This window comes from Afipia sp. GW822-FHT04G07 (assembly GCF_058800765.1).
Genome location: NZ_JBXAMP010000001.1, coordinates 360,891 through 372,536, shown reverse-complemented (window position 1 = coordinate 372,536; position 11,646 = coordinate 360,891). Strand labels below are relative to the sequence as shown.

General features: G+C 60.6%; 12 protein-coding genes and 2 tRNA genes. 3 read left to right on the top strand and 11 right to left on the bottom strand.

Annotation, left to right across the window (positions count from 1 at the left end; genetic code table 11):
• Window positions 1-343: 343 nt before the first annotated feature.
• The 3 genes from AC1RKJ_RS01805 to AC1RKJ_RS01795 form a co-directional block, all read right to left on the bottom strand.
• Window positions 344-433 (bottom strand) — tRNA-Ser (locus tag AC1RKJ_RS01805).
• Window positions 434-571: 138 nt separating this feature from the next.
• Window positions 572-988, bottom strand: coding sequence for a DUF5413 family protein (locus AC1RKJ_RS01800; RefSeq protein WP_492789199.1), 417 nt, complete (start codon window positions 986-988; stop codon window positions 572-574).
• A gap of 123 nt (window positions 989-1,111) precedes the next feature.
• Window positions 1,112-1,402 (bottom strand): hypothetical protein, encoded by a 291-nt coding sequence (locus AC1RKJ_RS01795; RefSeq protein ID WP_492789198.1) that lies wholly within the window; start codon window positions 1,400-1,402, stop codon window positions 1,112-1,114.
• Between the two features lie 214 nt (window positions 1,403-1,616).
• On the opposite strand from AC1RKJ_RS01795, the gene AC1RKJ_RS01790 reads away from it, so the two are divergent.
• Together AC1RKJ_RS01790 and AC1RKJ_RS01785 are read left to right on the top strand one after the other, a co-directional pair.
• Window positions 1,617-1,883: a PilZ domain-containing protein gene (locus AC1RKJ_RS01790; protein ID WP_492789197.1), complete on the top strand. Its 267-nt coding sequence runs from the start codon at window positions 1,617-1,619 to the stop codon at window positions 1,881-1,883.
• A gap of 23 nt (window positions 1,884-1,906) precedes the next feature.
• Window positions 1,907-1,990, top strand: a tRNA-OTHER gene (locus AC1RKJ_RS01785).
• Window positions 1,991-2,035: 45 nt separating this feature from the next.
• Here the strand turns inward: AC1RKJ_RS01785 and AC1RKJ_RS01780 are convergent.
• Window positions 2,036-2,308, bottom strand: coding sequence for a DUF3551 domain-containing protein (locus AC1RKJ_RS01780; protein WP_492789196.1), 273 nt, complete (start codon window positions 2,306-2,308; stop codon window positions 2,036-2,038).
• Window positions 2,309-2,677: 369 nt separating this feature from the next.
• Between AC1RKJ_RS01780 and AC1RKJ_RS01775 the strand changes: the two genes are divergently transcribed.
• Window positions 2,678-2,836, top strand: a complete 159-nt coding sequence (locus AC1RKJ_RS01775) for a hypothetical protein (RefSeq protein ID WP_492789195.1) — start codon at window positions 2,678-2,680, stop codon at window positions 2,834-2,836.
• A 33-nt stretch (window positions 2,837-2,869) separates the two neighbouring features.
• On the opposite strand, the gene AC1RKJ_RS01770 is transcribed toward AC1RKJ_RS01775, so the two are convergent.
• The 7 genes from AC1RKJ_RS01770 to AC1RKJ_RS01740 all read right to left on the bottom strand — a co-directional run bounded on the left by AC1RKJ_RS01770 (window position 2,870) and on the right by AC1RKJ_RS01740 (window position 11,600).
• Window positions 2,870-3,379 (bottom strand): hypothetical protein, encoded by a 510-nt coding sequence (locus tag AC1RKJ_RS01770; protein ID WP_492789194.1) that lies wholly within the window; start codon window positions 3,377-3,379, stop codon window positions 2,870-2,872.
• A gap of 102 nt (window positions 3,380-3,481) precedes the next feature.
• Window positions 3,482-4,387 (bottom strand): DUF6537 domain-containing protein, encoded by a 906-nt coding sequence (locus AC1RKJ_RS01765; protein ID WP_492789193.1) that lies wholly within the window; start codon window positions 4,385-4,387, stop codon window positions 3,482-3,484.
• Window positions 4,384-5,028: a Crp/Fnr family transcriptional regulator gene (locus AC1RKJ_RS01760; protein WP_492789192.1), complete on the bottom strand. Its 645-nt coding sequence runs from the start codon at window positions 5,026-5,028 to the stop codon at window positions 4,384-4,386. Before AC1RKJ_RS01760 ends, AC1RKJ_RS01765 begins: the two co-directional genes overlap by 4 nt.
• A 178-nt stretch (window positions 5,029-5,206) precedes the next feature.
• Entirely contained in the window at window positions 5,207-6,037 is an 831-nt protein-coding gene (locus tag AC1RKJ_RS01755) for an MBL fold metallo-hydrolase (RefSeq protein ID WP_492789191.1), read from the bottom strand.
• A 137-nt stretch (window positions 6,038-6,174) separates the two neighbouring features.
• Entirely contained in the window at window positions 6,175-8,427 is a 2,253-nt protein-coding gene (locus tag AC1RKJ_RS01750; RefSeq protein WP_492789190.1) for a CHASE2 domain-containing protein, read from the bottom strand.
• A gap of 18 nt (window positions 8,428-8,445) precedes the next feature.
• The gene (locus AC1RKJ_RS01745; protein ID WP_492789189.1) at window positions 8,446-9,843 is read right to left on the bottom strand and encodes an HlyD family type I secretion periplasmic adaptor subunit; all 1,398 of its coding nucleotides are present in this window, start codon (window positions 9,841-9,843) and stop codon (window positions 8,446-8,448) included.
• Window positions 9,840-11,600 carry a type I secretion system permease/ATPase gene (locus tag AC1RKJ_RS01740; RefSeq protein ID WP_492789188.1) on the bottom strand — a complete coding sequence of 587 codons (1,761 nt, stop codon included), beginning with the start codon at window positions 11,598-11,600 and terminating at the stop codon, window positions 9,840-9,842. The genes AC1RKJ_RS01745 and AC1RKJ_RS01740 overlap by 4 nt, the downstream gene beginning before the upstream one ends.
• Window positions 11,601-11,646 lie beyond the last annotated feature (46 nt).

The following is an 11,646-nucleotide window of genomic DNA, read 5'->3' as shown; positions in this document are numbered from 1 at the left end:
ATCTTAGTTCGCGTGAATCTGCTCGGTAGAAGCAGACACGAGCCGTGCTAACCGTGGCACATGACGGTTGCATGACATCTTGTTTGTACATTCCTGAACCATGTTTTTCACCTGCAGACTGTGACTTATTTGCCCCTTCGCACCTGTTATGCGCGCGTGCGAAATCGCGTTTTTGTTTTGCGTGTGTGCGAACGGACACGGTGCAAATCAGATCGCGAATCGTGACACCGGCAAACGCATCTGGGCGTCGCGCGACCGCGCACGACAAAGCCATTCCAGCCATTCGCGCATGGCCGAAAAAGTTTGGCGCTGAAGTTCGGATACGTGGAAGATCGATGTTGTATGGCGGAAGGGGTGGGATTCGAACCCACGGTGCCCTTGCAGGCACGCCGGTTTTCAAGACCGGTGCCTTAAACCACTCGGCCACCCTTCCAAACCATTGACGTTGCTTGGTTATTCAAGAATAAGCGCCCCGCTTAGCCGAGGCCGCTCAACGCCAATTCGGTTCTTTAGGGCAGCCCATGGCAGTTCGTCAACGCGAACAGCGTCGCCCCTGCCCGACATCGCCGCGTTACGCTGTCCGCGCGCCTCGGCGTTCCAGGACCTTATGCGCCAGCCAGGACGAAAGCATCGCGGGAATCAGGCCCACAAGGCCAAAGGTCGCAAAATGCGCGAAGCCCGTCTGAGGTTGCGAACTGCCGTACATCACTGCTGCGAAGATGAATGCAAACACGCCGGTCAAAAACATACGGACCACCGGGTTGATCTTGTGGACGTGGGCGAGAATGTCATCGACCGCGCCCGTCATCAGCGCGGGTATGATGCCGAACAGATAATTGTATTGCAGCGTCGAAAAGAGAATCTTGAACAGCTTCGCCAAGTCATCGGAGTAAGGCTTGTCCCAGTATCCGGCCGGCGTTCCGACGGCCAGTAGAATGAAGCCGCCCAGACATGGTCCTATCAAACCGAAAATGGCGTATCGAATCATACCGTCTCCCCACGGGCCTAATCCTCGACAACCATTTTATGACTGTTTTGCGCGGTTTCGATAGACGGCAAATCGAACTTCGCCCTGCAAATCGTTGCGCCGTCCTGAGGGCCGACGGCGCTGCTAGCGCGCTCCCTTGAGCGTGCACGACGTCGCGCACGTCGTCTTCACGCCCGCGCTGCATGTCATGCAAACGGCCATGCACTGCTCGAGATTCTTGGGGTCATAGGGACTATAGAGTTTCGCCGCGCAGGCGAGCGAGACGCGTGGCTCCTCGGTGCCGAGATAGCGGAAGGTCGCGAAGAGCGCGATCAGCAAGGCAGCGATCGCTAGTCCGAACGCGACGGCGACCCGGACCGTGCGGGTCCGTTCCCTTTCCGCTTTCGAAGCGCCATCGATATGGCTTCGCGCCACCGAAGTCTCCTCCAGTTGAACAACGCGCCTTGCTGTCCCAGGTTCCGCTTCCGCCGAAGGCCATCATCCCCGAAAGCAGCCCGTCCGCGCCCGATCCACCGGGATCCGTCCGGTTAATGAAATCCTAACAGCCCCTGCCCTTATTCGCGCTTTGATTCAAATTTTCGGAAACTTCCCGTTGGTATGAAAACGCTCCGATTACGGAGCGACGCTCATGGCCATCTTCCGCAGAGAGAACCGCAAACCCCGGCACACCACGCAGCATCAGGCATGGATGACGCTCGATGGCGGGTTCGCGAAACGCAACTGCACCATTCTCGATCTGTCGACCGGCGGAGCGCGCATCAAGCTGAGCGACGACAGGCCCATCGGTAGCAAACTGAGCCTCGCTCTCACGAAAGACGTGAGACGGGTGACGCACTGCCGGCTGATCTGGCGGCAAGGCTCCATCATCGGCGTGGAGTTCGTCGGACGCACCTGACGCGGGCGTCGATATTTCAGTTCGGAGAGGTGGCTGAGTGGCTTAAGGCACCGTTCGAGGTACGCGGGCAACCGTGTCGGAGGTTCGAATCCTTCCCCTCTCCGCCATCGTTTGCAGATACCACCCGGTCAGCAGCGCAGCCGGCTCACGCCTTACTGGCGAATCCGTCTCCGTGGGGGCTGAGACATATCTTCGTTTTGGTGGCTCCGGTTCAATGCCAGCCGCCAGTTGGATGTGCACGATCCATTCAAGCCGGAAGCACTCATCCGGCACTGATCCATTGTCATGTAATCGCACCGCTCGATCCCGCCGCCGAACGCTTCGACATGGAACATGCAATAAGGATACTCGGTCGCCTGGGCCGGTCCCTGGCTCAATGCCAGCAGTCCGGCGAGCGCCAGCAAGCTCCGCTTTATATAGGCCATGGCAATACCTCGTTTGAGTTTCAAAACGCCCGAATATGGGTATCAACCCCATCGGACCTCAAAGCTTCCTATGGGCTGACAATCACAATTCCGGGAACAAACGCCACCGTTCGTGAATTTGATCTCCTGCCAGACAAAAGCCGCAAGATCCCCTACCCGTGTCAACGCGGCATAATTCGGCACAAATCCTGCTTGATACGACCCTGCGGGCCGGGCGCGAACCAGGGATGTTTCCGATGGACCTGACATTGAATGCTGCCGATCTTGCTTTTGTTCTTTGCGGATTGATCGCTGCACTGGGTACACTGCTGGTATGGGCAATCAGAACCGCCGACAGGTGGGCCCTTCAGCGCTCATCCAGGAGAGGCCGTGAGTGAACCTGAGCACGACAATCGCCAGCGTGATCTAAAAATTGCCAAGAACGAAGCCACGCGTGAACTCACCAGTGACGTCCGGCTGAGCACTTGGGCAATCGGCATCGTTGTCGTGATTGGCCTGATCGTACTGGCGATGTTCCTGAAGAGATGAATTCAGGGCTGGACCGTGTCGGTTTTCGGCGGTCTATTTGCCGAAGGTCATATCCACGCACTTCAGCACGTCAGGACCGACGCCGACATTGAGCAGGATGCATCCCTTGACGGCGAGCTTGGAGCTGTCGCTTGCCCAGATCGCCGTTCCGCCCGAGCCGAAGAATGAGTTGGTGTTCGGCGGCTCGGTCTCCGTGGCATCGAACGTATAGGACGAATCGCCGGGGAAAACGCGCGCCTTCATCACGCACGCGCCGTCGGTATCGACTTTGAGAACTTCCTTATTATCGCGGGTCACGCCGACGCTCACCTGACAACGATAGAATTCCGAGGTCCGCGTGTTGAAAAGATAGGCGTAGGATTTGCAATTGATGTTTTGAAGCTTGCCGGCGTTGAGGCCGCGGCCGCAGGAAATCCGCTGGTTGCTGCTGAGCTTGAATTCATCCGCCGCACGCGCATCCGTGATGCCGGCAAAGGCGGACAGCGCCAGAACGGCTGCAAAGCCAAAAAACAAACCAAAAAAACGTCCGGAAAATGTCTTCATCTATGTCCCCTTTTGCGCATGTGCGCCCGTCGAAATAAACCGGCCCGCGCTTCATCGTCATCGTAATGCAGTTTTGAAGGATAGGCCATCTACCCGCCGCGCCTATGCCCGCGCCAGCGCCTGCATTCTTAGCTGTTCTACCGCGCTCAACAAGCGGCTTTGACCCTGCTCTCCGATCGCGGCATCGCGCGCCTGCTGAATGGCGTCGCCAAGCGCCGGAAGCGGCAGCGTCCCGTCGCATGTCGGCTTGACGAGACCATCGATGATGGCATTCCACTGCGCGAGGCCGTTCTGGTAGGCATCGCCATGCCCCTTGATGAGGCTGGCTGTCTGCACGACCGCAACGGTTGCTTCCGGCTGCTTCACCAGACTTCGATCGACCATGTGGAGCCATCGCTCCACCCACACTCTTTCCACCTTGAAGCGCTGGGAAAAAGGTCGCGTGATACGCAGCGCGGCCAGCCATTTCAGTTTGCGAAGCGAAAACCGGCCCGTGGACGAGAATCGCATCGTGACCGACCTGCGCGAAAGCCGCGCCAGCCGCAGCCGCTGGAAGATATCCATCGCAGGCGCGGCGGCGGCAGGAGGGAGCATCGGGATCACTTCATCCCAGCGAAACCGCTCCACCCTGTCGACGGATGCGGCGTTCGGCAAAGCATTCACGCCCCCCGCCTCTGTCAGCTTGATTTGTGCGATCGCAATCGGGTCCTCGAAGTGCATCCGGTCCGACAGCAACTGCGCGAGTTCGCCGAGATTCGGCAATGTGATGCCGGCGTGGCCGACATACCGCTCGATACGATCAAGGTAGCTCAACGCATAGTCGGGATCCTGATAGTCGATCAGCGAATGAACGGCCTGACTGACGATGGGGACAACATCCTCCGGCAGCCGCGCCGACAGTCGCGCCAGCGCTGCGCGCGCAACCCTCGGATTGCGGGTTTCCTCGCCGAAGTACCGCTCCTTCAGCAGCCGGAACGGCGACGGCGGAACCTTGACTCGTATTTTCATGACGAGGCCTGAGCAATGCTCTGGGCGAGTTGGGCTTCGAGCCTTCCGACATTCTGAAACAGGCGCGCGCTGACCAGCCGCAGAAAATAGAATCCGAATTCGGGATTCTGGACGTAAAGTTCCTGCACTTTCGTATAGGTCACGCTGAGTACCAGACCACCCTCAAGACATTCGAGCGTCTGGGTCCGCTTGTTGGATGGCGACAGCATCCCGAGTTCGCCGACAAGAGCGCCAACCGGAATCTCGATGCCGGACTCGACCAGCCGATAGCGGCCGCTGACGATGTAGTACATCTCATCCGCCTTCTCGTGCTTGTAAAACAGCACTTCGCCTGTGGCGCATTTCCGCTCCGTCATGAACGGCTTCAACCAGGCCATCGACAGGTCGCTGCTGACCGACTTCTTGACCTCGCGAACCAGCAACAGCATTTCCCGCAGCCGGTACACATTGAGCGGCAGCAGGATCATGTGCAGCACCATCACCGGGTAATGATGGTGCATGACGGAAAACACGATCAGCACGACGTTGGTAAGAATTCCGAAGATGCGCAGCGGGATCATCGTCCGCATCGTGTAGCCGGCCACCACGAACGCGGACGCGATAAATCCGCCGGCTCCGGAAACGAGTCCTGACATATCCATCGGAATCAACCTGGTGCTGAAGGAAATCTTGCAGGCATTATGCCGTTCCGCGCCCCGCGGAACAACGTTTCTCGACCGCACTGCGGCAATTCAAATGACGACCTTGTGACACGATCCGCTTTTACCGGCGGCTCCTTGCCCCGGGAGCGCTCCACAGCCGGCAGGCCGCGTACGCCGCTCAAATATCAATCGACAGGCCTTCCCGTGCGACCAGGGTCCCGGGTCGCGCCTTGGCCGCCGCCGCGCCGATGCGGTCCATCTCGTTATCGTCATGCTCGGGATCGTGGTGAAATAGGCAAAGCGTCCGGGCGCCTGCTTCGTTGGCCAGCCGAACGGCCTGCTGCCAGCTCGAGTGCCCCCAGCCGACATGCTCGGGCAATTCCTCGTCGGTATATGTCGTGTCGATGATGACCAGCGCGGCGTCGCGGACAAGCGCAAGCAACCCCGGATCGATCTCCTCGCCGCTGAGTTCGGTATCGGTGATATAGGCGATCGCGCGGCCGTCGAATTCGACGCGGTATCCTGTCGCGCCGCCCGGATGATTGAGAGCCGCGGTCAGGACCTTGATGCCCGGCTGCGGGTTGAGAACGTCGCCGGGCGTGAAATCGGTGAAGTCGATCTTGCCGGATGCGGCTTCGATTTCGATCGGAAACAGCGGATAGCTCATCAGCTTCCGGACCGTGTCCTTGATCCCGCCCGCCGGCTTCAAATTACCGGCCCACAAACGGAGGCGGCTTCCCGTTGTGAACGCCGGCGTGAAGAACGGCAAGCCGATCAGATGATCGATGTGGCAGTGACTCAAAAACAAATCGACATCGACTTTCGGGGCCTCGTCGTCAAGCGCATTGCCAAGCATGCGCAATCCCGACCCCGCATCGAAAACCAGACGGTGATCCCCGCACCTCACCTCGACGCATGACGTATTGCCGCCGTAGCGCACGGTATTTGGGCCTGGACATGGAATGCTCCCGCGAACACCCCAGAACCGCACGGACATTTTGGTCGGCATGAAAAAACTCAATGAATCCTTCACAAGAATTGCATGCGGTTGTCATGATCACCAGCACGATACGGTGCGGCAGCACTCAAAAAAATGGCTTGCCAGACGGCAAGGCTAACGGTAGCGGCTGCCTTTCGCCTCATTTGCTATTTGGACGTGAGAGCCATGACGCCATTCCAGTCGTCCGGCGGGGGCGTTTTCCGGAACGCTTCAATCCGCTCCGAATAGAGATCGTAAAGCCCGTGGAAGCTTTTTGCTTCATCGGCGATGCGGCCCTTTGCAATCGCCGCCATCGCGCCGTCCCAGTCGCGGCTTCGGTAGCAGGCCAGCATTTCGATGCTCAAGTTGCGCAGTCGCTGAAACTGACCGGACGTCGCGACATCTTCCCGTCCGGCAATTGCATAGATCACTTCCGGCTCCTTCTTGCCTTTCACGGTGATGAAGTCGAGTTCGAGAATCGCAAACTTGTCCTTTGCGGCCAGCGCCGTTGCTGACCCTGCGATGATCGGCACGCCGTAGGATTTCGATTGTCCTTCGAGCCGCGAGGCGAGATTCACGCTGTCGCCGAGCACCGAATAGTCGAACCGCAGATTGGAGCCCATGTTTCCAACCACGCATGTTCCGGTGTTCAGACCGATGCCGACACGCATCGGAATGAACGGCTTGCCGGCGGCTATCGCTTCGCGCTCGCGCTCCACGTTCAGCGCCTCGATGCGGTCGATCATGTCGAGCGCCGCCTCGCAAGCATTGATCTGGTGCGCCTGATCGTTCAGCGGCGCATTCCAGAACGCCATGATGGCGTCGCCCATGTACTTGTCGATGGTGCCCTTGCGGTCGAGGATCGCGTTGGTCAGCGGCGTGAGGAACCGGTTCATCAGCGATGTCAGGCCCTGCGGATCGTGCTTGAACGATTCCGAAATCGTGGTGAAGCCACGCACGTCGCTGAACATGATCGTCATGTCGCGCTCTTCGCCGCCGAGCACCAGTTTTTCCGGCGACTGCGCCAATTGCTCGACCAGCGCGGGCGACAGGTACTGACCGAACGCGGATCGGATGCGGCGGCGCTGCGCCTGTTCACGGAAATAGCTGCTGAACACCAGGACGAGATAGATCGCGGTGCTCGCGATCAACGGGAATGTGAAATCGAGCAGCAGACGTTTTTCCGTGAAGAAATACCAGGATGTCGCGACCATGATCGCGACAATGACAGCGCCGAACACCAGCAGGGTAATGGCGCTGAGAATGGGTGCCAGCCAGATAATGGCCACGCCGAACACGATCGCGGCCAGCAACTCCGCGCCGACCGCATAGTTCGGCTGCGACAGCACGGACCGGGTCAGCGCACTTTCGAGCACCTGTGCATGCACCTCGACGCCCGGCATGACCGGATCGAGAGGCGTCGTCTTCACGTCGAGCAGGCCCACGGCCGAAGTGCCGATCAGGATCAGCTTGCGGGAGATTTGATCGGGACCGACGACGCCTTCCAGCACATCGGCGGCGGACACATAGCGCGCCGCATCGTGCTTGGCGAAATGCACCCAGAGCTGACCATTGCGATCGGTCGGGATTTCAAAGCCCGGCACGGCCACGCTTTTGACGCCAGCTTCATCGGACTTGATGAGGATAGTGTCGGACTTTGTGACAATGCGCAGCATCTCGAACGTGAGCGAGGGCATCAGTTCGCCCTGCGCCTGCATCACCATCGGGACGCGCCGGACGATGCCGTCGCGCTCGGTGCGGATCGTAAACAGCCCGCGCCCGGGCGCTGCCTCCTCAAGGACAGGAACGTTCCGCAGCAACCCCGGGAATTGCAGCAGGAACGGCCGCGGATCGCCGCCCAGGGTGGCAAGTCCCGTCAACGGCAGTTTTAGTTCAGGCTGCTGCACGAATGTCGGCAGTCCGGATTCACCGAGCACGGCGGGCGACCGGCGCAGCACATTGGCGAGTACCTGATCGTTGCTGGGGAGTGCCCGCAGTTTCGCCCGGCTTTCCTCGTCGAGGCCACGAAATGAATCGGCGGCGATTGCGGGCGAAAGCCTGTCCGGCTCCGCAAAGACGATGTCGAAGGCAATAGCGGCGGCGCCGTGATCGGTCAGCCGCTGCACGAGATCGGCGACGCGCGTGCGCGGCCAGGGCCACTGCCCGTATTTGGCAAGGCTCTTCTCGTCGATGTCGATGATGACGACCGGGCGCTGCGTGATCTTGCGCGGCTGGAGGATCTGGTAGGCATCGAAGGTACGGACGCGCAATTCCTCAAGCGGATACGGGTCTGTGACTCTCAGGCCGAGAAACGCGATCAGCAGAAGAAGACATAACAATCGTCCGTAGCCGAAATGCCTCGCATACAGCCGGACACGCGCAACGATACGGACCACCGATTTCAATATCGCCCGCATCATGTCCGTAATTGGTATCCGTCACTTTTCCCGGAATGCGCGCATGAGCTGGTCGCTTAGCGGCTTCGCAAGATAGGATATCATAGTGCGTTCGCCGGTCTGTACAAAAGCCTCAACCGGCATGCCGGGGATCAGCTTGACGTCCCCGAGCTTCGCCACTTCGGAAGGCGGCAGCGAGATGCGGATGGTGTAGGTGCTCTGGCCGGTCCGCTGGTCCGTTGTGGTATCCGGCGAAATGCGGCTGATCGTTCCGTTCAACTCCGGCGTCGTGCGCTGATTGAAGGCGGAGAGCCGCAGCAGCGTCTTCTGCCCGATCCGCAGTTGATCGATGTCTTGCGGGTTGACCTTGGCCTCGACAGACAGATTGTCGGCCTCGGGCACGATCAGCATGATGGCGTCGCCGGCGGTGATGACGCCGCCCACGGTGTGGACGCTTGACTGCAACACCATGCCGTCCTGCGGTGCCCGGATGTCGATGCGGCGCAATTGATCCTCGGCGGTAACCTTGCGCTCGACGAATTCGCCGATCTTGTCGTTGATCTCGCGCATCTCCTTGGAGACTTCGCTGGAGAGATCCTTGTCGATCTGGATGACCTGCAATTCGATTTCGGTGATCTTGCCCTTGGCCTGCGCCTTCTGGGCAATGAACTGCGCGCGGTCGCCGTCGAGCCGCGCCGCATCGCGCTCCAGTACCGTCAGCCGGGAAATCTGCACGAGGTTCTTGGCGAACAGATCACGGACGCCGACGAGTTCCTTCTGAATGAGTTCGATCTCGCGGGACTTGGCGTTCTCCTGCGCTTCAAGCCCGCCGATCTCTTCCTTCAGCTGGGAAATGCGCTCCTTGAGCTGCGCCTTCTGGCCGACGCGGCCGGACGAACGAACCTGAAACAGCTTGACCTCGTTTCCGATCAGCGATCGCACCTCCGGATCGGAAAAATAATCCATCAACTCCGGCGGAAAGATCACACGCTCCTCGCCGTCCTGCTCCGCGAGCAGCCGCGCCCTGCGCGCCAGAAGGCCGTTGAGGCCCTTGGTGACGATCGCGAGGCTCGCCTTGGTGATCGTGTCGTCGAGACGCACCACTATGTCGCCGGCCTTGACCCGGTCGCCGTCGCGCGCCCTCACCTCGCCGACGACACCGCCGGTCGGGTGCTGAACTTTCTTGACATTGGAATCGACCACGATCGAACCCGGCGCGATCAGCGCTCCGGAGATTTGCGCGGTCGAGGCCCAGCCGCCCAGCCCGCAGGTCAGCAACGTCACGACCACCAGTCCGACGATCAGATGCAGACGGATCGACTTGCGCGATCCCGGCTTGTCGAGGCCTTTGAAGATTGCGATGCGCTCCAGCGGCGCAAACAGCGCATTGAGAATGCCGCGGATCTTGCCTTCGGTCCCTGCGAGGCTCGGCCCCTTCATGAGTGCGCTCCCTTGTCAGAGACAATCTTGATCGCGGGAGATGACGAGACCGGACGTTGCAGCACCTGACCGAGCACAGTGTCTTTCGGACCGAAGGCCTGAACCCGCCCGTCCTTCAGCACCATCACCAGATCGACGCTCTCGATGCCGATGGGACGATGGGCCACGACCACGACGACGCCGCCCCGCTCGCGAACCGCGAGCACGGCCTTGTTCAGCGCCGCGTCGCCTTCGCTGTCGAGATTCGAGTTCGGCTCGTCCAGCACCACGAGGAACGGATTGCCATAGAGCGCGCGGGCAAGCGCGATGCGCTGGGCCTGTCCGGCCGACAGCACACTGCCCTGGTCTCCGATCTGCGTGTCGTAGCCGTCTTTCATGCCGATGATGAGTTCATGCACGCGCGCGTCCTTCGCCGCGGCAAGAATATCATCCGATGACGGCTTGTCGGCGAAGCGCGAGATATTCTGGGCAATCGTTCCGGCGAACAGTTCGACGTCCTGGGGCAGATAGCCGATGTGCTGGCCGAGAACGTCCGGCGCCCATTGGTCGAGCGCCGCGCCGTCGAGCCGCACTTTGCCGCGCAGCGGCTGCCAGACGCCGACCAGTGCCCGCACCAGCGAGGATTTACCGGATCCGCTCGGCCCGATGATGCCGACGGCCTGCCCCGCCTTAAGGGCGAAGGTGGCGTCTTGCACCACGGCCTTCTGCTCGCCCGGCGGGCTGACGCTCAGCGCTTCGACCGATAGATTGTTCGACGGGGATTCCAGCAAGGTCTGCGTGGTCTGCTCGGGCAGCATGCCAAGCAGCCGGTTGAGACGGTGCCAGCTCTGCCGTGCGGCGACGAAGCCTTTCCAGTGCGCGATGGCGAGATCGACCGGCGCCAGCGCCCGCGCGCTGAGGATCGATCCGGCGATGATAATGCCGGCCGTCGCCTGCTGATTGATGACGAGATACGCGCCGACGCCGAGCACGGCGGATTGCAGCATCATGCGCATCACCTTGGCGATGGCCCCGAGGCCCCCGGCGACGTCGCTCGCGCGCTGGTTGCTCGCGAGATAATCGCGGTTGGATTCCTCCCAGCGCCGGCCGACCCGGCTCGCCATGCCCATGGCGGTGAGAACCTCGGCGTTCCGGCGGCTCGCCAGCGCAAGGTCCTGCCGACGCATCGCCAGACCCGTGGAGCGCTTCATTGGCTCGCTGGTGAGATATTCCGTCAGGATCGTCAGCGCGATCAGCAGAATGGCGCCGACCAGCGCGGTGACGCCGATCAGCGGATGGAAGGCAAAGCAGATCGCGAGATAGAGCGGCAGCCACGGCAGGTCGAACAGCGCGCCAGGCCCCATGCCGGACAGGAACGAGCGGACGTTGTCGAGATCGCGCAGCGGCTGGAGACCCTCGCTGCGGTTGCCGACGAGCAGCGGCAGGCGCACGACAGTTTCATACACCCGGCGGCTCAGCATTTCATCCAGAGTCGATCCGATCCGGATGAGGATGCGGCCGCGGATCAGATCGAGGATGCCTTGGACGACATAGAGGCCGCCTGCGAGAACGATCAGGCCCACCAGCGTCGGGATGCTGCGGCTTGGCAGCACGCGGTCATAAATCTCCAGCATGAAAAATGAGCCGGTCAGATAAAGCACGTTGATGACACAGCTCATCACGCCGACGCCGATGAACGCGCTGCGGCAGGCGTTAAGCGCCGACCCCAGTTCGGAACGGGTAGAATGCCCGTGATGTGATGTCTTCGCGGATTGCATCGGTACCTGGCTGGCTGTGTCGCGACGCCAATCTGCGGTTCATCAA